Origin of the sequence: Dialister pneumosintes (assembly GCF_001717505.1) — a bacterium.
Lineage (GTDB): Bacteria > Bacillota > Negativicutes > Veillonellales > Dialisteraceae > Allisonella > Allisonella pneumosinta.
This window is the reverse complement of sequence record NZ_CP017037.1, coordinates 924,659-946,320: the sequence shown is the minus strand read 5'-3', so window position 1 is coordinate 946,320 and position 21,662 is coordinate 924,659. Positions and strand designations below refer to the sequence as shown.

The 21,662-nt window shown below is 34.6% G+C and carries 24 protein-coding genes; 22 read left to right on the top strand and 2 right to left on the bottom strand.

The window, feature by feature from the left end:
* From sufB to BCB69_RS04675, 11 genes are all read left to right on the top strand, one after another.
* A complete protein-coding gene (gene sufB / locus BCB69_RS04725) occupies nucleotides 1-1,413 on the top strand; it encodes a Fe-S cluster assembly protein SufB (protein WP_069177157.1) in 1,413 nt (470 codons plus the stop codon).
* Between the two features lie 11 nt (nucleotides 1,414-1,424).
* The gene (locus tag BCB69_RS04720) at nucleotides 1,425-2,471 is read left to right on the top strand and encodes a SufB/SufD family protein (protein WP_069177156.1); all 1,047 of its coding nucleotides are present in this window, start codon (nucleotides 1,425-1,427) and stop codon (nucleotides 2,469-2,471) included.
* Nucleotides 2,468-3,700, top strand: a complete 1,233-nt coding sequence (locus BCB69_RS04715) for an aminotransferase class V-fold PLP-dependent enzyme (protein ID WP_069177155.1) — start codon at nucleotides 2,468-2,470, stop codon at nucleotides 3,698-3,700. Before BCB69_RS04720 ends, BCB69_RS04715 begins: the two co-directional genes overlap by 4 nt.
* Entirely contained in the window at nucleotides 3,700-4,152 is a 453-nt protein-coding gene (sufU, locus tag BCB69_RS04710) for a Fe-S cluster assembly sulfur transfer protein SufU (RefSeq protein ID WP_069177154.1), read from the top strand. Before BCB69_RS04715 ends, sufU begins: the two co-directional genes overlap by 1 nt.
* A 66-nt stretch (nucleotides 4,153-4,218) precedes the next feature.
* On the top strand, nucleotides 4,219-5,136 hold the full coding sequence (locus tag BCB69_RS04705) for an RluA family pseudouridine synthase (protein WP_022513288.1): 918 nt from the start codon (nucleotides 4,219-4,221) through the stop codon (nucleotides 5,134-5,136).
* 34 nt (nucleotides 5,137-5,170) lie between these two features.
* On the top strand, nucleotides 5,171-5,578 hold the full coding sequence (locus tag BCB69_RS04700; protein ID WP_069177153.1) for a hypothetical protein: 408 nt from the start codon (nucleotides 5,171-5,173) through the stop codon (nucleotides 5,576-5,578).
* Nucleotides 5,575-6,297, top strand: a complete 723-nt coding sequence (locus BCB69_RS04695) for a DNA/RNA non-specific endonuclease (protein WP_069177152.1) — start codon at nucleotides 5,575-5,577, stop codon at nucleotides 6,295-6,297. The genes BCB69_RS04700 and BCB69_RS04695 overlap by 4 nt, the downstream gene beginning before the upstream one ends.
* An 83-nt stretch (nucleotides 6,298-6,380) precedes the next feature.
* Entirely contained in the window at nucleotides 6,381-7,565 is a 1,185-nt protein-coding gene (locus tag BCB69_RS04690) for a multidrug effflux MFS transporter (RefSeq protein WP_022513291.1), read from the top strand.
* A gap of 43 nt (nucleotides 7,566-7,608) precedes the next feature.
* Nucleotides 7,609-8,199: a 3'-5' exonuclease gene (locus BCB69_RS04685; RefSeq protein ID WP_083990017.1), complete on the top strand. Its 591-nt coding sequence runs from the start codon at nucleotides 7,609-7,611 to the stop codon at nucleotides 8,197-8,199.
* Between the two features lie 10 nt (nucleotides 8,200-8,209).
* Complete coding sequence (locus BCB69_RS04680) at nucleotides 8,210-8,671, top strand: methylated-DNA--[protein]-cysteine S-methyltransferase (RefSeq protein ID WP_069177149.1); 462 nt, start codon at nucleotides 8,210-8,212, stop codon at nucleotides 8,669-8,671.
* A 27-nt stretch (nucleotides 8,672-8,698) separates the two neighbouring features.
* Complete coding sequence (locus BCB69_RS04675; protein ID WP_069177148.1) at nucleotides 8,699-9,445, top strand: epoxyqueuosine reductase QueH; 747 nt, start codon at nucleotides 8,699-8,701, stop codon at nucleotides 9,443-9,445.
* A 34-nt stretch (nucleotides 9,446-9,479) separates the two neighbouring features.
* Here BCB69_RS04675 and BCB69_RS04670 read toward each other — a convergent pair whose 3' ends face one another.
* Nucleotides 9,480-10,088: a TetR/AcrR family transcriptional regulator gene (locus BCB69_RS04670; protein WP_022513295.1), complete on the bottom strand. Its 609-nt coding sequence runs from the start codon at nucleotides 10,086-10,088 to the stop codon at nucleotides 9,480-9,482.
* A gap of 128 nt (nucleotides 10,089-10,216) precedes the next feature.
* Entirely contained in the window at nucleotides 10,217-10,798 is a 582-nt protein-coding gene (locus BCB69_RS04665) for an LOG family protein (protein WP_069177146.1), read from the bottom strand.
* Nucleotides 10,799-10,958: 160 nt separating this feature from the next.
* Here BCB69_RS04665 and BCB69_RS04660 point away from each other — a divergent pair, with 160 nt between their 5' ends.
* The 11 genes from BCB69_RS04660 (at nucleotide 10,959) to BCB69_RS04610 (ending at nucleotide 21,639) form a co-directional block, all read left to right on the top strand.
* Complete coding sequence (locus BCB69_RS04660) at nucleotides 10,959-12,116, top strand: HAD family hydrolase (RefSeq protein WP_069177145.1); 1,158 nt, start codon at nucleotides 10,959-10,961, stop codon at nucleotides 12,114-12,116.
* Between the two features lie 329 nt (nucleotides 12,117-12,445).
* Entirely contained in the window at nucleotides 12,446-13,327 is an 882-nt protein-coding gene (gene glyQ, locus BCB69_RS04655; protein WP_022513298.1) for a glycine--tRNA ligase subunit alpha, read from the top strand.
* Nucleotides 13,327-15,375 (top strand): glycine--tRNA ligase subunit beta, encoded by a 2,049-nt coding sequence (gene glyS, locus BCB69_RS04650; RefSeq protein ID WP_236887176.1) that lies wholly within the window; start codon nucleotides 13,327-13,329, stop codon nucleotides 15,373-15,375. The genes glyQ and glyS overlap by 1 nt, the downstream gene beginning before the upstream one ends.
* A gap of 115 nt (nucleotides 15,376-15,490) precedes the next feature.
* Nucleotides 15,491-15,832, top strand: coding sequence for a 50S ribosomal protein L19 (rplS, locus tag BCB69_RS04645; protein ID WP_022513300.1), 342 nt, complete (start codon nucleotides 15,491-15,493; stop codon nucleotides 15,830-15,832).
* A 126-nt stretch (nucleotides 15,833-15,958) separates the two neighbouring features.
* Entirely contained in the window at nucleotides 15,959-16,351 is a 393-nt protein-coding gene (locus BCB69_RS04640) for a hypothetical protein (protein ID WP_069177143.1), read from the top strand.
* A 12-nt stretch (nucleotides 16,352-16,363) separates the two neighbouring features.
* Nucleotides 16,364-16,864, top strand: a complete 501-nt coding sequence (locus BCB69_RS04635) for a tRNA (cytidine(34)-2'-O)-methyltransferase (protein WP_022513302.1) — start codon at nucleotides 16,364-16,366, stop codon at nucleotides 16,862-16,864.
* The gene (locus BCB69_RS04630) at nucleotides 16,861-17,223 is read left to right on the top strand and encodes a YlbF/YmcA family competence regulator (protein ID WP_069177142.1); all 363 of its coding nucleotides are present in this window, start codon (nucleotides 16,861-16,863) and stop codon (nucleotides 17,221-17,223) included. Before BCB69_RS04635 ends, BCB69_RS04630 begins: the two co-directional genes overlap by 4 nt.
* On the top strand, nucleotides 17,224-18,147 hold the full coding sequence (murB, locus tag BCB69_RS04625; RefSeq protein ID WP_022513304.1) for a UDP-N-acetylmuramate dehydrogenase: 924 nt from the start codon (nucleotides 17,224-17,226) through the stop codon (nucleotides 18,145-18,147).
* A gap of 163 nt (nucleotides 18,148-18,310) precedes the next feature.
* Nucleotides 18,311-18,592: a co-chaperone GroES gene (gene groES, locus BCB69_RS04620; RefSeq protein ID WP_069177141.1), complete on the top strand. Its 282-nt coding sequence runs from the start codon at nucleotides 18,311-18,313 to the stop codon at nucleotides 18,590-18,592.
* A 39-nt stretch (nucleotides 18,593-18,631) separates the two neighbouring features.
* A complete protein-coding gene (groL, locus tag BCB69_RS04615; protein ID WP_069177140.1) occupies nucleotides 18,632-20,269 on the top strand; it encodes a chaperonin GroEL in 1,638 nt (545 codons plus the stop codon).
* Nucleotides 20,270-20,418: 149 nt separating this feature from the next.
* Nucleotides 20,419-21,639 (top strand): class I SAM-dependent rRNA methyltransferase, encoded by a 1,221-nt coding sequence (locus BCB69_RS04610; protein WP_069177139.1) that lies wholly within the window; start codon nucleotides 20,419-20,421, stop codon nucleotides 21,637-21,639.
* Nucleotides 21,640-21,662: the final 23 nt, after the last annotated feature.

Here is a 21,662-nt window from a genome sequence, read left to right as displayed (position 1 = left end):
ATGGTAGGCAAAAGGAAGAAAAGTGAAATTGATGATATTAGCCGAAGTATTTATGATATTAAAGATGAAGTTTCGTTCTCCTTTAAGACAGAGGCAGGTCTTACATCTGAAATCATAAGAGAAATTTCCGCCAAGAAGAATGAACCCGTTTGGATGTTAAAAAAACGTTTAGATGCATTAGCGGTTTATCACAAGTTGGATATTCCGCCGTGGATGCCTGATATTTCTGATTTAGATATGAATCAGATTGATACTTATGTTCGACCTAAAACAGATATTAAAGCTCGGTGGGAGGATCTTCCTCAATATATTAGAGATACTTTTGATCGCTTAGGAATTCCGGAGGCGGAAAAAAAATCTTTAGCTGGTGTTGGCGCACAGTATGATTCGGAAGTTGTTTATCATAATGTACAAAAAGAATTAGAAGAACAAGGTGTTATTTATGTTGATTTTGAAACAGCAGTTACAAAATATGAAGATATTATCCAAGCTTATTTTGGTACCCTAATTACACCTTATTATCATAAATTTGCGGCACTTCATTATGCGGTATGGTCCGGAGGATCTTTTGTATATGTCCCTAAAGGGGTAGATGTAAAAATGCCGTTACAAAGTTATTTTAGGTTAAATGCTCCCGGTGCAGGTCAGTTTGAACATACTTTAATTATTGTAGAAGAGGGAGCTTCTTGTCACTTTATAGAAGGGTGTTCAGCTCCTCGATATAATATTGCCAATTTACATGCAGGTGCAGTAGAACTTTTTGTTAAAAAGGATGCTATTTTACGATACTCAACTATAGAGAACTGGTCTAAAAATATGTATAATTTGAATACTAAGAAATCTATAGTTGAAGAAAACGGACATATGATATGGGTGAGCGGGTCTTTTGGATCTCATGTATCATGCTTGTATCCGGATACAGTATTACGTGGGGATAACTCTACTTGTGAGTTTACCGGTATTACATTTGCAGGAAAAGGACAGTGTTTAGATACGGGAACTAAAGTAGAAGCTTATGGAAAAAACACAAGTATTAACATTAATTCTAAATCCATCTCTAAAGCCGGTGGAGAAGCTATTTATCGCAGCGTGGTTCACATTGGAGCAAATGCACAAGGAGCTAAAGGCACGATTAGCTGTGAGTCTTTAATGTTGGACAATGAGTCTAGATCAGATACAATTCCGGATATTATTATTGAAAATGATGATATTGATTTAGGGCATGAAGCTAAAATCGGTCGTATTGCAGATGAAAGTATTTATTATTTGATGAGTCGAGGATTTTCGGAAGAAGAAGCAAAAGCTATGGTTGTTCGAGGGTTTGCTGAGCCTATTTCAAAGGAATTACCGCTAGAGTATGCAGTAGAAATGAATAGACTTATTACTTTGGAGTTCGAAGGGGCGATTGGGTAAGGAGGGCCGCTATGGTAAAAATGAAAATCAATGAATTGCCACGGTTAACTTATCGATATGTAAAAACAAATGATACTTCTGTTGAAATAAAAGAAGCGCCTCGTTGTAGTAAAGCTATCTTTTCTGATATGACATATGTATCTACAGGTGGAGAATTACCCTCTACTTTTAAAGGAGCATCCGATTCTTTACTGGCGTTATCACAAAAAAATGGTATAACCACTATTTGTATTCCGGATGGTATATCAGCTTCTTTACAAATAATGGTACAAACTACAGAAGGTTATCCGGACTTCAGAAGTGCATTTTCTATATATGTAGGAGAAAAAGCATCTCTTTCTTTAGTCTGGGTATGGGATGGAAATGTAGATAATAGCGAAATTATATCTGCAACATACTATGAAGTAAAAAAACAAGGGACTTTGAAAGTATCTATTTTAGAAAGAAACTTATCTAATGCACTTTGGTTGGAACAACGTTATACACTTCTTTACGCAGAAGCTAATGCAGAGTTTGCTTCTGCTATGTTGGGTGGAGAAAAAATAATTGTTCATAGTATAGGTGATTTACATGGACAAAAATCTAATATGACAGAAACTGCTGTATATGCATTGAAAGGAACTCAACATCAAGATCTTTTTTATCATATAAATCATATGGGAAAAGAATCGACCAGTTGCATAGATGTTAAAGGTTCTTTATCTGGCAATGCAAAAAAAGTATTTAGAGGTACATTAGATTTTAAGCGTGGATGTAGCGGTTCTGTAGGTGAAGAATGTGATTATGTTATTCAATTAGATTCAACAACTAAAAATATTTCTCTTCCACTTTTATTGTGTACAGAAGATGATGTAATGGGAAATCATGCCTCCAGTGCAGGCCAGCTTGATGCAAATATTATTTACTATTTAATGACACGTGGATTTACATGGCAGGAAGCAAGACGCATCATGGTAGAATCTTTGATTTGTCCACTAATTGATAAAATGGATGAGGGATTAAGAGCTGAAGTGTTAGAGTCGATTCGATATAATTTAGAGGCAAGGGAGGATGCATGATTTGTAATAAAATCAGAAAGGAGTTTCCTATATTAAATAAAAAAATAGGAAATCATTCTCTTGTGTATTTTGATAATGCAGCAACTACACATAAACCAATATCTGTGTTGCAAGCTACTTTTGATTATGCAACTACACATAATGGAAATCCGCATCGAGGTGCACACATATTGTCGATAGCAGCATCAGAAGCTTATGAGAACTCAAAACAAGTTGTTAAGGAATTTATTAATGCTAAGGATACAGATGAGATTATCTATACTCGAAATGCAACGGAAAGCTTAAATTTAATAGCGACTTCTTATGCTGAACATACTTTAAAAAAAGGTGATCGTATTTTAATTACGATTGCAGAGCATCACTCTAATTTAGTTATTTGGCAGCGAGTAGCGGAAAAAACGGGTGCTATTTTAGATTATATTTATGTGGATAAAGAGACTGGAAAATTTTATGAGGCCGATTTAGCTAAATTGGATGATCCGCGTGTAAAGATATTTTCTTTTGCACAAGTAAGTAATGTGTTGGGGCTTCATTTTGATTCTCGAACTTTAATTCAACGTGCCCACGCACATGGAGCTGTTGTTATCGTTGATGGTGCACAAAGTATTCCTCATAAATTAACAGATGTACAAGATTTAAATTGTGATTTTTATGTTTTTTCCGGGCATAAAATGTGTGCTTCTACAGGGATAGGAGTTCTTTATGCTAAAAGAGAACTTTTGGAAAAAATGCCGCCATTTTTATTGGGCGGGGATATGATTGAACAAGTAGAAGAACAAAAAACAACTTTTGCATCTTTACCGGCAAAGTTTGAAGCAGGTACTCCTAATGTGGAGGGGGCTGTTTCGTTAGCAGCAGCTATTCACTTTTTAAACGGTATAGGATATGATTTTATTCAAAAACAAGAAAAACAATTAACTCATCGTTGTTTAAGCGGTATGAAAAAAATTCCTTTTGTTCATATCGTAGGTTCAACAGATATAGAATTAAAAGAAGGTTTAATTGCATTTACTGTAGAAGGGGTTCATCCGGAGGATGTAGCACAAATTCTTTCTTCTGATGGGATTTGTATTCGTACCGGTCATCATTGTGCAGAGCCGTTACACTTATATTTACAGATTCCTTCAACATGTAGAGTTAGTTTTTATTTGTATAATACGGAACTGGAAGTTGACTATTTCTTGGAAAAATTATCACAAGTTCGTAAAATTATGGGGTATAACGATTAATGGATATTAAACAGTTATATACAGATATTATTTTAGAATATAATCAAGATTTAACTAATAAAAGAGAACTTGTTTCTCCTACAATAAAGGAACATGGGCATAATCCTAATTGTGGAGATGATATTGATGTTGCTATTAAAGTTCGTGAAGGAATGGTGGAAGATATAGCTTATACCGGGAATGGATGTGCTATTAGTCAAGCATCTACTGCTATGATGGCAGAGCTGATTAAAGGAAAAAGCTTAATGGAAAGTAGACGGTTGGTTCAGCTATTTCTTGCTATGATTCGTGGGCAAGTTACCGATGTGAATATATTGGAAGAATTAGAAGCCGCCTATACCTTAAAAGATATTGCTAAAATGCCGGTTCGTGTGAAATGTGCAGTATTAGGGTGGCATACATTAGAGCTGATTCTTAATCAATTATCGGATGAAGATAAAAGAGATTTATAATAAATAAACCCCATCCTGATTAGGGTGGGGTTTATTTAAAGTATTCATTTGATAAAGAGGTATTTCATGAAAGAATATACAGTAGGAAAAAAAGATGCTAATTTAAGAGTGGATCGATTTTTAATGAATAAGATGCCGGAACACTCAAAACTTTTTATATTAAAATCTATTAAAAATAAAAAAATCAGAGTTAATCAAAAACATCCGAAAAAGGATGACAGATTGGTAGTTGGAGATCGTGTAGTATCCTATATTCTTGAAAAAGCAGATAAGAGTGTTTCTATAACAAATATAAAAAAGAAATTTTCTGTCGTGTATGAAGATAAAAATATTCTTATAGTAAATAAAGAAGCGGGAATTCTTTCAGGAGATGCAACCGGTAAAAATAACACTACATTAGAAGAACAAGTAAACGAGTATCTTAAAGTTAAAGCGGAACGAGCAACATTATGCCATCGAATTGATTTTAATACGAGCGGATTAGTTATTCTTGCGAAGAATAGGAAAAGTTTAGAAATATTAAATGAACTGTTTAAAGAAAGAGAAGTAAATAAATATTATTTGTGTATTGCTGTGGGGAATTTTAATCAAAGACAAGGAATACTTAAGCATTATTTGATTAAAGATGCAGTACAAAGTAAGGTTTGGGTTTCCGTATCTCCTAAAATAGGAGCTAAAAAGGCTATTATGGAGTATAGAGTGCTTTTAGAGGCAAAAAAATTATCTTTGGTAGAGTGCAGATTGGAAACCGGAAGAACACATCAAATAAGGTGTCAAATGGCATATATAGGGCATCCTTTGTTGGGCGATAACAAATATGGGAAAAAAGCAATTAATAAAGAATATGGAGAATCTCAACAATTATTATGTGCTTATAAAATTTCTTTTAATAGAACCGATAAGCTAAAAGAGCTGGGCTATTTGGCCGGGAAAACTTTTAAACTTCCCGATGTTGCTTTTGTAAAGCAATACTTTAATCAATAGTTTAATGAAGTTATCAGTAATTTAAGGGGGATTTATGATATGGATTGCAGTAATTGATAATGAAAGAGGTATTTTATTTAATAGAAGGAGACAGAGTCAGGATAAATTACTTAGAGAAAGAATTTTAAAAGTAACTGCAGATTCTATTTTATGGATTAGTCCTTATACTGCAATACAATTTGGAGAAAAACTTCCGAAGCATGTACGTATAGCTGAAAATATACCTATAAAAAATTCTAAAGAAGAATATGTTTTTTTTGAAGAGGAAACCCCATTCGCTTATATGGAATATATAGACAAAATAGTATTGTATCATTGGAATAGAAATTACCCGGCTGATACTTACTTTAATATCGATTTATCTTTGTGGAAATGTTCTAATGTATATGAATTCGCAGGAACATCTCACGAGAACATAACAGAGGAGATATATGTTAAATGAGAAAAATATACACGTTAGTACTTTTTACAGTATTACTTGTATTTACTATATTTAATAATGCCGGATTTATAAATAAAAAGCTATCTAATAGAAGGAATGTAGAATCCTATTCTAATCAAATAGTAACGACTCTTTCGGAAGTTCCTGCATTTAATGGAAAGCCTTACATTGTTATTAATGGAAATATTCCTTTCTTTAAAGAGTCTGATCTTACATTAACACCGTTAGAATTTTATGGAGAACTGGATTATTTGGGGCGTTGTACAAGTGCTAAAGCTCTTGTTGGGAAGGAAACGATGCCTACTGAAAAAAGAGGGAGTATTGGTTCTGTTAAACCTACTGGATGGCAAGTAAGTAAATATAACTTTATAGAAGGTAAATATTTATATAATCGTTGTCATCTTTTGGGGTATCAATTGACTGCAGAAAATGCAAATCCTAAAAACTTAATTACAGGAACTCGGTATTTAAATACTGTTGGAATGCTTCCATTTGAAAATATGATAGCTGATTATATTAAAGAAACAGGAAATCATGTTTTATATCGGGTAATCCCTATTTTTCATGGGGAAGAATTAGTGGCTCGAGGAGTATTGATGGAAGCAAGATCTATCGAAGATTATGGAGATGGAATCTTATTTAATGTGTACTGTTATAATAACCAACCCAAGGTGGATATTAATTATATGACAGGGGAAAATTTTTTAACTAAAATTTGATGTTTAAAATATGTAATCGTACATATGTTTTATATGTAACTTATAGGATATGCTATAAGTTCATGTAAGCTATAGGAGGTATTGTGAAGAAAAACACAAAATTATTCATGATTGTATTTTTAGGAATAATGACAGCTATTGCTCCCATTGCTACTGATATGTATGTACCTGCACTTCCTTTGTTAGGCCCTTATTTTGATGTAAACACTTCTATGATTCAACTGACGTTAACCATGACTATGTTAGGGATGGCGTTAGGGCAAGTTATAGGAGGACCTATAAGTGATAAAATGGGAAGAAAAGTACCCTTATTAATAGGGTTAATTTTCTTTAGCGCAGCTTCATTGGCTTGCGTAGTTTCAAAGACTATTTATTCTTTTTTGTTTTTCCGATTTTTGCAGGGGCTGTCCGGTGCTTTTGGATTGGTAATTAGTCGTGCAATTGCAAGAGATTATTGTAAAGGGGAAACCTTGGTACAATTTTATGGATTACTTATGATGGTTAACGGATTGGCACCGGTATTATCTCCTATTGTAGGAGCTCAAATTCTTAGATTTATGGATTGGAAAGGTGTATTTATTGCTTTATCAATGGTTGGGATTTTAATGATTATAGCAACGATACAATATAGAGAAACGTTACCGATTCACCAGAGAGTATCTGATTTTAGTGTTGCCATTAAAAATTTTAAGGTGTTAGTAAAGGATTCTTATTTTTTAGGACATTGCCTTATTCAAAGTTTTATTTATGGTGGATTTTTTACCTATATTGGAGGAACTTCTTTTTTGTTTCAAGAGCTATATCAAGTATCTTCTCAAGCATTTAGTTTCATTTTTGGAAGCATTGGTATAGGATTACTACTATCAGGAATGATTCCTGCCAAGTTGGCTAGAACTGTAAAAGGCGTAAATATGTTGGCCTATGCGCTAGGTGTGCATTTGATGGGTGCTCTTTTGTTTTTGGTAGGAGTTTTATTGCATGCATCTATGTGGTGGAGTGTGCTGTCGTTATCAATTGCTGTAATTCCTTTATCTGTTATGGGGGCGACTTCTACATCGATGGCATTGACAAAACGTAATAATAATATTGGAGGTGCATCTGCCTTATTGGGATTTTCTGCCATGGCACTTGGTGGGATTTTAATGCCATTTGCAGGGATTGCCGGTAGCAAGAATGCATTGCCTATGGCAATACTTATGTGTTTAGCTTTCTTATTAGGGAACTTGGTTTTTTATAAATATGTGAAACCTTGTCATATTTCAGAATAAATATAGAGATTTTTATTAAATACAGAAGGATTACATGTGAATTATGAAATACTTTGCAATAGATTTTGAAACAGCATCTAGAGAGCCTGCAAGTGCTTGCTCTTTAGGAATAGTATCCGGTGGGGTGGAAGCCGGTAGTAAGCAAGAATGGTATGAGTTAATTCGTCCACCACAAATGAAATTTGATGATAATTGCATTCGTGTTAATCAAATACGTCCTGAAGATGTCCAAAATAAACCGGAATTTCCGGATTTTTGGAAGGAAATTTATCAATTATTGGAAGGGCAAATTGTATTTGCACATAATGCACCTTTTGATATGGGAGTTTTAGCAGCCACTTTAGATTATTATGACTTACCGGATATCCATTTTTATTGGGGAGATACAGTCACTTTATCTCGTTTATTATGGAAGGATATGCCGAATCATAAGTTGAATACAGTAGCGGGGGTTTTAGGTTTTCAGTTTCAACATCATCAAGCATTATCTGATGCAAGGGCATGTAGTTTTATTGTAAAAAAAGCACTGGAAAAAACAGCTACTTTTCATGTAAAGGATATGATGAAAGCCGTAGGACTTACTTTTCATCCTTTTGAAATTAAACGTACACATAAGCCAATGTCCCTTTTTTAGAGAGGTGGGTATGAAAAAATCTTGTGTTATACAAGTTCCTTGTGGGAAACTTAAAATTACCGCAACTGGTACGCATATTATACGTTGTGACTGGGTGGATGATATAGTCGTATCACCTTCCACTTTACTTCTTAAAAAAGCAGTTTATCAAATAAATGAATACTTCAATAGAGAAAGAAAAATTTTTGAATTACCATTAGAAATGAAAGGGTCGGCTTTTGAAGAAAGTGTGTGGAATATTATTGCTTCTATTCCATACGGAAAAACTGTTTCATATTCTGAAATTGCAAGAAAAATAGGTAATCCTAATGCGGTGAGAGCGGTTGGTAATGCATGTGGACATAACCCCATCAGTATTATAGTTCCTTGCCATCGTGTAACAGCAAAAAATAACAATGGAGGTTATACCGGTGGAATTCATTTAAAATATGCATTATGGAATATAGAACAGATAAAAGGCAAAGGGAGATAGGAGATTATTGATAGGAAGGGAAACGGTATGATAGATTTTCATGAAGTGTTGTCAAAGATGAATCCTCATCAACGAATCAATTATGATAAAGTTTTTAAGGAGATGGCAACACATTGGATAGTAGAAGGGATTAAACCACAAATACTTCTACACTCTTGCTGTGGACCATGTAGTTCAGCAGTATTGGAACGATTAGCACAGGTTGCGGATGTGACTGTTTACTATATGAATCCCAATGTACATCCGGAGTCTGAATACAAAAGAAGGGAGTATATTCAGCGTAAATTAATTTATAAATTTAATCAACAAACAGGAAATCATATTCATTTTCTTGCAGCACCTTATGATTCTCATTCTTATTTTGAAGCAATTAAAGGACAAGAGAATGAACCTGAGGGAGGGGCACGTTGTAAAACCTGTTTTGAATTACGCATGTTAGCTACCGCACAGAAAATGAAAGAATTAGGGTTTGATTATTTTGCTACTACTTTAACGGTAAGTTCTTATAAAAACTCGCAAACGGTTAATTCTGTGGGGATAAATATAGCAGAATCAATGAATATTCCATATCTTCCAAGTGACTTTAAGAAGAATAACGGATATTTACGTTCTACTGAACTATCGGAAGAATATGAATTGTATCGCCAACACTACTGTGGATGTATTTTTGGGGCAAGAGACCAAGAGATAGATTTAGCAGAAGTAGAGAAAGAAGCTAAAGAATTTATGAAGAATCGTAACGGAGAAAAAGATTTTCCCGGGATTGATTTATAAAGTACAACAAAAAAGACCAGTGGAACTGGTCTTTTTAATCTTTTTTACAAGGCATATCAAGAAGAAGTTCAATATAACGTTTTAGAATGTTGGGATCAGCATATTGAGTTACAAAAGAATCTGTTTTATTTGCTTCTAAAATAATTGGAAATTCAATAGCAGAGAAAAGCTGCATACTTTTGAGTTCTAAATCGAGACTATCTTTTATATTTGTCAACTCAGAAATATTTCGTTTAATTTTATTCCAACATTGATTATGAAGAAGGGTAAGATAAATAAAATAGGTGTCTTTGCTTTCTTCTGTAGATGGGTGAGAAATGGAATGAAATAGAGCCGGATGTTTCCTTGCCAGTTCAAAGTATGCAAGAATATATTTAGTTAATCTTTCTTTGGGAGAAAGCCTTGGATCATCTAAATAGGCTACAATGTTTTCAAAATTTCCCATCATATAATCCAGTGATTGACCTATTAAGTCTTCTTTGGAACCGAAATAATATTTTATAGAAGCAATATTTACATTAGACGCTTTAGCAATAGCTCTAACTGTAGCTGATTTAAAACCTTGCTCACGAAGAATTTTAGCAGTGGTTTCAATCATTTTTTGTCGAATTTTTTCCCCTTTTCCTGTTAGTTTTTTACTCATAGTGAAATCCTTTCCGTGCATGGATGTTACAATAGAAACTTTAGATAACTACTATTATATAATTTTTACTTGATATATCAATGTATTAAACAGAGTATTATTCATAAAATAGGGCCATTTTTAAATATTTATGCATTGTTCATCATGTGTATCATATAATAGTTGTCTAAAATTGAAAAAATATTTGTCATAGAAGAACAAAAATGGATATTATCCCAATCTTTTTTTGTTATAAAACCTGATTGAGCTAGAGAATCTAATAGCGTTTTTAATGGGTCAAATAGTCCGGATACATTGGCTATAATTATAGGCTTTTGTATAGATTCGTAAATATGAACCCAATCTGCTGTGTCGACAAATTCTTCAAGTGTCCCTATTCCCCCCGGGAGAATGACAAAAGCATCTCCTATCTCGATTAATTTTTTCTTTCGACTAAACATATCTTCTACGATTTCCAATCTATTTACCCCATAATGTGCTTGTTCAGTTTCTACGAATACTTTTGGGATAATGCCTGTTACATGAGCTCCGGCATCTAAGGCTGCATTAGCTATTATCCCCATAAGTCCCAGCTGACCACCACCATAAGCAACACGATATCCGGATTTTCCTAATTGAGTTCCGAAATTTTGGGCAAAAGAGGTATAAGTAGGAGATAATCCTTTATGAGAACCACAGTATACAGTAACTGTCATATTTTTTTTGTTCATAAAACCTCCATACAAATGGTAATTTATACACTCAACTATTTTTACTATACCATACTAAAATATTTAATGTATGAATGTAGTAAGAGTTGTCTGGAAAATAATTAAATTAATGCTATGATAAGAATATCTTTAGGTGGTCGTACAGATTAGGGAGTTATATATGAAAAAAGTTGTTTTTGATGTAGATGGAGTGTTGCTTAGCGAAGAACAATACTTTAATGCATCAGCATTAACTGTATGGGAAATTTTATACAGCAGAGATTATATGGGATTGCCTTCAGAACAAAATGATTTTGACAGTTCTATGATTTCGGAAGGTCAAATAGCATATATTAGAGAACGTGTGTGGGGTAAGGATATTATTTTAAGATGGCTGTATAAGCATAATATTGAGTCAACTTGGGATATGTCACATATTTGTTTATTAGGTATATTTTGGTATATGGCTCGTGTTTATAAAGAAAAAACCAAAGGAATGGATACTTTATCATTTGTAATAGAAAGTGTATGTGATTTAAAAAAAGTTGGGCAATTATTGATGGGGCTTCCTATTCCTACTGCTGAAAAAGTATTAGAGTTGCTTGATGCAGAAGTATCACAAGCTATGAGCGGAAAGGAATTGCTGACACGTATTAAGCAATTAATGAAATACGATATACAAGGAGATTTAAGTTTTGTAGAAAAATTTTCAGTTTTCTATAATTTACAAATCGATGCTTTTGAAAATTGGTACTTCGGAGATACCTATTATGTAAAGCAAAAACGAAAACTACCTTATAGTGAAGGAAAAACAGGACTGTTAATTAAAGAAAACTCTTTGGTGCCTGCTAATGAAATTCTCACATTGTTTCGAGTTTTAAAAGAGTCGGGTTATCAACTGGGGATAGCGACCGGGCGTAATTATTTAGAAGTCGAAGTGCCTTTTAAACAATTAGGATGGAAGAATGAAATCGACTGGGCTTATGTAGCTACTTCTACAGATTCAAAAAATGCAGAGGAATATTTTGATAAAAGCTCTTTAGGGAAACCGCATCCATTCTTATTTTCTTGTGCTATTTGGGGAAAATCCATACAATTACAACAACAATATATAGAGGAATCAGTAATATTGTCTGAAGAAGATGAGGTTTGGATTGTTGGGGATTCGGATGTTGATTTTTATGGATCACAGGCACTTGGTACAAAGTTTATTGGCGTGAGAAATATAGTGGATGAACATGATGGATCTGCCAGAGTATTTGAAAAAAATCAAATACCTTGTGTCGAAAAAGTTACAGATATTCTATCTATTATAAAAATGCCACCCAATTATAAGTAGTAAAAATATTTTATAGATTTCTCGGATATTTTCTAATTTTTGTTGCACTTTATATATTCTCTTGATAAACTATACATAGTATTTTATTCATGCGAGGAAGAAAACAAGTACATGTAAAAAGCGATTCAGGGAGAGTGGGAGCCTGGAAGGCATGGAAGGCATTTTGGAGTAATGAATAAAGAGCAAAAATAAGGTGGGTCAACGACCAATAAGGGTGGAACCGCGGGTTAAACTCGTCCCTGTAACTATTATAGTTACAGGGTTTTTTGTTTTTGATAAAAGAAAATTATAAATCTAAATATTAATAATTCATAGGAGGGTAAGAATTTATGACATTACAACAAATTATTTTGACGCTCCAAAATTTCTGGTCGTCACGTGGTTGCGTTTTGGAACAACCTTATGATGTGGAGAAAGGTGCAGGGACAATGAACCCTGCTACGTTCTTGCGGACTATTGGACCGGAACCTTGGAATGTGGCTTATGTAGAACCGTCTCGTCGCCCTGATGATGGAAGGTATGGAGATAATCCTAATCGTTTATATCAACACCATCAGTTTCAAGTTATTATGAAACCGTCACCTAATGATATTCAAGAAACTTATTTAGAAAGTCTTAAAGAATTAGGGATTAATCCGGAAGAACATGACATTCGTTTTGTTGAAGATAATTGGGAATCTCCTACATTAGGTGCTTGGGGGATTGGTTGGGAAGTTTGGCTTGATGGAATGGAAATAACACAATTTACGTATTTCCAACAAATTGGTGGTATTGATGCGAACCCTATTTCTGTAGAAATTACTTATGGATTGGAACGTCTGGCCATGTATATTCAAGGAAAAGATAATGTATATGATTTATCTTGGACGGAAGGTGTATCTTATGGAGATATCTGGCATCAAAATGAATATGAACAATCTAAATATAGCTATGAGTTATCCGATCATGATATGTTATTCCGTTTATTTGATATGTATGAAGCGGAAGCTACACGTATCATTAACTTAGGATATGTTCTTCCTGCGTACGATTATGTCTTAAAGGCTTCTCATGTTTTTAATTTATTAGATGCTGCAGGTGCTATTTCACTTTCTGAGCGTACAGAGTATATTGCACGTGTAAGAGCTTTGTCCAGATTATGTGCTAAAGCTTATTTAAATATGAGAAAAGAATTAGGTTTTCCTATGTTAAAAGGAAAGGAGAGTAAATAATGAAGGATTTATTATTGGAGATAGGAACAGAGGAGATGCCGGCCAATATTATGCCTTCTTTGGTGAATCAGTTTAAAGATTTGGCTGAAGAAAAATTAAAAGAAGCTCGCCTTTCTTTTACCGACGTAAAAATTTATGCAACACCACGTCGTTTGACAGCATATGTCCAGGGGACGGCAGATCGGCAGTTAGATGAAGAAATAGATAAAAGAGGACCTTCTGTACAGGCGGCTTACGATAAAGAAGGAAATCCTTCAAAAGCATTAATGGGATTTATTCGTGGACAGAAAATTAATTTAGAGGATATTGAAATACGAGATGATTATGTGTATGCACACATAACTAATAAAGGAAAACCTGCTATTGATGTATTGCCGGAAGTATTTGCGGCGATGATAAATGGATTAGCTTATCCAAGAGCTATGCGTTGGGGATGTGAGGAATTTAAGTTTCTGAGACCTATTCGATGGCTAGTAGCTCTTTTAGAGAATGAAATTGTTCCTTTAGAAATAGCACATGTGAAGAGTAGCAATATCTCCAGGGGACATCGCTTTTTATGTCAGGGGGATGTATGTATTAAGAGTGCCGGAGCATATGTGCAAACTATGCGAGAAGCGTTTGTCATCGTTGATATTGATGAACGTCGTAACATGATTAAAGAACAATTATATGCATTAGCAGGAAAAATGAATGGTAAAATTTTAGATAATCCGGGACTATTGGAAGAAATTAATTTTATTGTTGAATATCCAACTGCACTTTGTGGAGAGCTTGATAAAGAGTTTTTGAAACTTCCTGTTCCTGCGGTGGTAACACCTATGCGTGATCATCAACGCTACTATCCATTACATAAGAAGGATGGGCGTTTAGAACCTTATTTTTTGACCGTTAGAAACGGGGGAACTAAGGGAATAGAAAATGTAAAACTTGGGAATGAACGTGTTTTACGTGCACGATTGGAAGATGCTAAATTTTTCTTTACTAATGATAGAAAAAAGACATTGGAAGAGCATAGAAAAGATTTAACTCGCATTAATTATCAAGAAGGATTAGGTACTATGCTTGATAAATCGGAACGTTTAGTTATATTGACTTCTTTTTTAGCTAAGGAATGGGGATTTAGTCACGAAGAAGTCGATAATGTAACTCGCGCTGCATACTTATCTAAATCCGATCTTTCTACAGAGTTGGTTAAAGAATTTACAGAACTTCAAGGAGAAATGGGCCGTGAATATGCAATGCTTGATGGAGAAAAACAAGCAGTTGCAGATGCCATATTTGAGCAATATATGCCACGTTTTTCCGGTGATATTTTGCCTAAGACTCACGCAGGACGTGCTTTATCCATTGCGGATAAACTAGATAATCTGGTAGCCGCTTTTTTACGTGGGCTGATTCCAACCGGATCACAAGATCCCTTTGCGTTACGTAGGCAGACTATTGGGATTATTCATATCTTGGTGGAAGGAAAACTTCATTGGAATATACAGACAGGTATTGCAAAAGCGTTGGAATTGTTGCCCGGAAAGCAAGAAGAAAAAAATCAGGTTTCAATAGCTATTCTGGAATTCTTCCAAGATCGAATTCGGCAGATTTTACTTTCAGAAAATATTGATTATGATGTCATTGATGCGGTATTGGAAGCAGAACTTGTCGATATTTATGATGTATTCTTAAAAGCACATAGTATGGTTACCGGTCACATCAAAGAACAGGTAGAACTTCGACAAGCAGTAACAAGACTTCATAATATTACTAAAAATGCTGATATGGGAGTTATCAGTGAAGATTTATTTAAAGTTTCTGAAGAACAAATTTTATGGGAGGCTTATAATAAAATTGTTTCTTCTGTAGAAAGTCTTTTTGCAGATTCCCGTTATGCCGACTCTATCATATTGTTAAATACGCTGACGAAACCTATCAATGATTATCTGGATAATGTAATGGTTATGGATAAGGAGGAAGCAGTTAAACAAAATCGTTTAGCCTTATTGCTTAAAGTTCTTTCTTTATTTAAAAAGTGGGGAGATTTTAGCAAATTGGTTTAATGTAAAATATAACTTGCGTATTTTATTTTTACATGATAGAATCTATTCGTATGTCTGGACAGTCCTCTGCCATATACGGTCGGCATGAATGTCTTGTGAGAAGGAGGAAAAGATCGTGAATATTATTGAAACATTAGAAAGAGAACAACTTCGTAACGATATTCCTGAGTTCCGTAGTGGTGACACTGTACGTGTACATGTTAAGGTTATCGAAGGAAAGACTGAAAGAATTCAGGTTTTTGAAGGCGTTGTTATTGCTAGAAGAAATCATGGACTGAGAGAAACTTTCACTGTTCGCCGTATTTCTTATGGTGTTGGCGTTGAAAGAACTTTCTTGTTGCATTCTCCACGTCTTGCTAAGATTGAAGTCAAGAGTCACGGTATTGTTCGTCGTGCTAAACTTTTCTACTTACGCAATCTTCAAGGTAAGGCTGCAAGAATTAGAGAAAAGAGATAAGTATAAAAAAGAAACCTGTTGTCAGGTTTCTTTTTTTATGCTGAATAAGTTTTCTTGAGAAATGATGGGGTAGTCGTTTATAATAACAGATAAAGTTCTTATTCTTTTGTTAGGAAGGAGCTTATTATGAAAAAAATATGGATATTGTTGTGCATGTTTTTGCTATGTTCGACAAAAATGATTACCGCAAACTATATCAAAAGTGTAATTCCGGTTGATTTTCTTCATGTAGAAGTAGTTATGGCTGAACCGCTTTCTAAGGAAGAGCTGGATACAAGTATAGATTTGAATAAAGAGCCACTATTTTTGTTTAATAACGGAATTATTATGATTGGGAAACCAATTTTACAAAATATACGAGGATATGAGAATACGTATCGCATTCCTGTTAACGGGTTGGATGAAAATACGATATACTCGATTTCTTATGGTAAAAATAAACCTAAAACATTTAAAACTTATACTACTGAAAAAGAGATTACAGATAAATATCGTAATCGATATGGAGACTATTTTTAGATAGAACGGACTATGCATATTTTATTATTAGAGCCGGAAATTCCGGGAAATACAGGGAATATCGCTCGATTTTGTGCGGCAGAAAATGTGAAACTGCATTTGGTAAAACCTTTAGGTTTTTCTTTAGAAGATAGGTATTTAAAAAGAGCCGGCCTTGATTACTGGAATTTATTAGATGTACAGATTCATGAAGATTATCAAGAAGCTTGTAAACATTTAGCAGGACATCATTTTTATTTTAATACTACGAAAGCAAATAAAGTTTATACGGAGGTATCTTTTACTAATGATGATGTGCTTGTATTTGGCAAAGAGTCTGTCGGATTACCGGAAGAATTATTAATGGCACATGAGGCGGATTGTATTCGAATTCCTATGATTATGGAAGCAAGATCATTAAATCTATCCAATGCAGTGGCTATTGTTACTATGGAAGCATTACGTCAGATAGGCTTTCCTAAGTTAGCAGAAAAAGATTACCGTTTATTTAAAGGAGGAAATAAAACTATATGAATATTTATGATGAAGCACATACTTTAGCAAAATCTTTAAAAGAAAGTGATGAACTTAATAGACTTAAACAGGCAGAAGAAGTTCTAAAAAAAGATGAAGAAGCAAAAAAGATAGCTGTTGATTATTTGTTGGAACAAGAAAAAATTCAGTATATGACCGCTATGGGAGAAAAAACGGAAGATTCTTATAAAAAATTACAGGAAATGGCAGTGCTGGTAAGTAATAACTCTATCGCACAAGAGTATGTACAAGCTTTTATTCGTTGGAATCAACTTATTTCTGATGTCCATAAAATAGTCATGGAAGCTATGACCGGTGAAGGGATGGAGCTTTTAAAAGAAGCGGTTGGGAGAAAATAAATGAAAGATTGGAAGAGTGTATTTGAGGGAGTTTTAACAGACAGACAAATTAAAGTAAATGAATCCATGAAACTTCATACTACTTATGGTATTGGTGGTTTAGCAGATGTATTTGTTTTACCTCAAAGTATCGAAGAGTTAAAACAAGTATTACAAAAAGCGGCAGCTATGAATATACCCGTAACAGTTATAGGTGGAGGTACTAATACTTTAGTAAGTGATAAAGGTATTCGAGGAATTACTATTTGTACTACTAGAATTAAGAATTCGGTGGTACGTAAGGGTAATACTATTATTGTTACCGGTGGAGCCGGTACCGGAATGGTTTCACGTTTTGCACAAAAACAAGGACTATCCGGACTTGAATTTGCTGCCGGAATACCCGGGACTCTATTAGGCGCTGTCTTTATGAATGCTAATGGATATGGAGGTTGTTTTGCAGATGTAGTTACCTCTGTTAGGACGATTACTCGTAATGGGCTGGAAGAACATATTTGGAATCTCACTGATATTGCTTATGGGAATAGTGATTCTATATTTATGAAAAATGGAGAAATTCTTATTGAAGTCACTATGTCTCTTAAAGAAGGCGATGTGGAAGCAATTAAAAAAACTATGGATGAATATCAATTATCCAGAAGAACTAAACAACCATTAGAAAAGAGAAGTGCAGGAACCATGTTTTTGCGACCACCCGGAAAATATGTAGGACCTATGGTTAAGGCTTGTAACCTTATGGGATTTTCTGTTGGCGATGCACAAGTATCTACTAAGCATCCGGGATTTGTTGTAAATAATGGTAGTGCAAGTGCAAAAGAAATTATGGATGTTTTACATGAAGTACAACGTCGCGTAAAAGAAAAATATCAAGTACATCTTCCTTTAGATGTAAGAATGCTTGGGGAAGATTTTCCCCAAGAGTAAAAAAAAGACTCGTTTATAAACGAGTCTTTTTTACTCTTTCTCTGAGATTTATTAAGTTTTACTCTTGCAATTGTTGTAAAAAATGATATCATAGAAATATAAGTTAGCACTCAAAGTAAAAGAGTGCTAATAATTATGTAAATAGTATAGAGGAGGCATAGAAATGTTAAAACCATTAGCAGATCGTGTTCTGGTTAAAGTAGAAGAAGAAGAAACCAAAACTAAAGGGGGAATTTTACTTCCTGATACAGCACAAAAGAAGTCTCAAAAAGGGATTGTTGCAGCTGTTGGTAACGGTAAGATTATCGATGCAGGACAGCGTATTCCTATGGAAGTAAAAGTTGGGGATGAAGTATTATTTGCTAAATATTCCGGTACAGATGTAGAAGATAATGGTGAAAAATATTTACTTTTATCTGAAAGAGATATTTTAGCAGTTCTTTAATATAATGATAGTAAAATAATTAAGAGAGGGTATGTAATTATGGCAAAAAAAGTTCTTTATAATGAAGAAGCTCGCTCCGCTCTTTTAAGAGGAGTCGATCAGCTTGCAAATGCAGTTAAAATTACTCTTGGACCTAAAGGTCGTAATGTAGTATTAGACAAGAAATACGGTGCTCCAAATATCGTTAACGATGGGGTATCTATCGCTCGTGAAATCGAATTAAAAGATCCTTTTGAAAACATGGGGGCTCAGTTAGTTAAAGAAGTAGCAACTAAAACTAATGACGTTGCCGGTGATGGTACGACTACAGCTACTTTGTTGGCGCAGTCTATGATTCATGAAGGAATGAGAAATGTAGCAGCAGGTGCAAATCCGATGGTATTAAAGAAAGGGATTGAACAGGCTGTTACTGCTTTAGTAGAAGAAATTAAAAAGAAATCTGTTCCGGTACAGACTAAGGAAGCAATTGCACAAGTTGCAGCTATTTCTGCTGCGGATAAGACCGTAGGAGATCTTATTGCAGATGCTATGGAAAAAGTTGGAACTGATGGAGTTATTACTGTAGAAGATTCCAAGGGAATGGGAACCAGTCTTCGTGTAGTAGAAGGCATGCAGTTCGATCGCGGATACATTAGTCCATATATGATTTCTGATGCAGATAAGATGGAATGCATTATGGATGATCCAATGATTCTTATTACTGATAAGAAAATTAATGTGCTTCAAGATATTTTGCAGCTATTAGAAAAAGTTGTTCAGTCCGGAAAAGAATTATTGATTATTGCTGAAGATGTTGAAGGAGAAGCACTGGCAACCTTGGTAGTTAATAGACTTCGTGGTGCTTTGAAGTGTGCAGCTGTTAAAGCTCCCGGTTTTGGAGATCGTCGTAAAGCAATGCTTCAGGATATTGCTTGTCTTACCGGTGCAACGGTTATTAGTGAAGACATGGGACGTAAGCTTAGCAGTGCAACCCCTGCTGACCTCGGAAGTGCACATCAAGTTCGCATTACCAAAGATAATACCGTTATTGTAGGTGGTGCAGGAGATAAGGAAGCTATTAAACAAAGAACTGCGCAAATTCGTGAACAGATTGCGGTTTCTACTTCACAATTTGATAAAGATAAGCTCCAAGAACGTTTAGCTAAGCTTTCCGGCGGTGTAGCTGTTATTGAAGTGGGTGCTGCTACAGAAGTAGAAATGAAGGATAAGAAGCTTCGTTTAGAAGATGCACTTAATGCAACAAGAGCAGCTGTTGAAGAAGGTATTGTTGCAGGTGGCGGTACTACATTTATCAATATTCAGAAGAAATTAGATAGTATTGTTGCTGAAGGCGATGTAAAGACCGGTATCAATTTGGTGCGTAATGCTATTGAAGCTCCTGTTCGTCAAATTGCAAATAATGCAGGTGTTGAAGGAGCTATTGTAGTAGAAAGAATTAAGGAAGCTGAAGAAGGTATTGGATACAATGCGGCAGAAGATAAGTATGAAAATATGCTTGAAGCCGGTATTGTAGATCCGGCTAAGGTAGCACGTAGTGCCCTTCAGAATGCAGCCAGCATTGCAGCTCTTGTTTTAACAACCGAAGCTGTAGTTGGAGATATTCCGGAAGAAAAACCGGCAGCTCCGGCTATGCCGGCAGGTATGGGCGGCATGGGTGGCATGGGCGGTATGATGTAATAAATACTGTCATTCCTGTATAAATTAGAAAAAAGAACAGTTGTAGCAATACAATTGTTCTTTTTTCTTTTTGAAATAATAGAATTCAAATTATTTTATATCCTGTATAATAAGTGATAGGCTTAATATTTTATATAATGGAGATAATTATGGGAGTAATAAAAGTTATTACAATTAGCAAGCGAGCAGAGTTGGCAGTAAAAGGTGGACATCCTTGGGGTTATGGAACAGAAGTGGAAGCATGTCCTGCTGATATCAAGCAGGGAGATATTGTACGAGTTCTTTCTAAAAAAGGAAAATTTATAGGAAGTGGATTTTATAATCCACAATCAAAAATAACGGTTCGTATTATTTCAACAAATGCGAATGATGTATTTGATGATAGTTTCTGGAAACGTCGTGTCGCTTATGCTATTGATTATCGCTTACAGGTGATGAGACCTTGCGATTTCAATAATATGAGATTGATTTTTGGAGAAGCAGACCAACTTCCCGGGCTTACGGTTGATCGATTTGAAGATATTTTGTCGGTACAAATACTTTCTTTAGGAATGGAACTAAGAAAGAAAAGCATTATAAATAGTCTTATTGAGGTATTAAGAGAACGAAAATTGTCTGTTTCCTGCGTATACGAAAGAAATGATGTGAAAATTCGTGAATTGGAAGGAATTTCACTATACAAGGGATTTTTTAAATCTCCTTTGTTAAAGGAAAAAGAACAGAAAACAATAGCTCATATTGTTGAAAATGGTATAACTTATAATGTGGATGTGGAAAATGGTCAAAAGACAGGTTTTTTTCTGGATCAAAAATTTAACCGATTGGCAGTAGGACAAATTGCAAAAGGAAAGCATGTATTAGATTGTTTTACGCATACAGGTGCTTTTGCTTTAAATGCAGCCAAAGGTGGGGCAGCTTCTGTTACAGCGGTGGATATATCTGAGGAAGCGGTTACAATGACTCAACATAATGCAGTGCAAAATACTTATAAGATTGATGTTGTTAAAGCAGATGTTTTCGATTATTTGGTAACATTGGACAAAACACATAATCATTTTTTTGATTATATTATTTTGGATCCTCCTGCTTTTAGTAAATCCCGTCAAACTATACATGAAGCTTTTCGGGGGTATAAAGAAATTAATTATAGAGCAATGAAAGTATTACCTAGGGGTGGATATTTGGCTACTTGTTCTTGTTCGCATTTTATGAGCGAAGAATTATTTATAAAGATGCTTAAAGAAGCTGCACGAGATGCAGGTGTTACATTAAAACAAATAGCAGCAAGGCAACAGGCACCGGATCATCCTATTATAATGACTATACCGGAAACTTATTATCTTAAATTCTTTTTATTTCAAATTGTATAAAAACTTCGTGCTTATAGCACGAA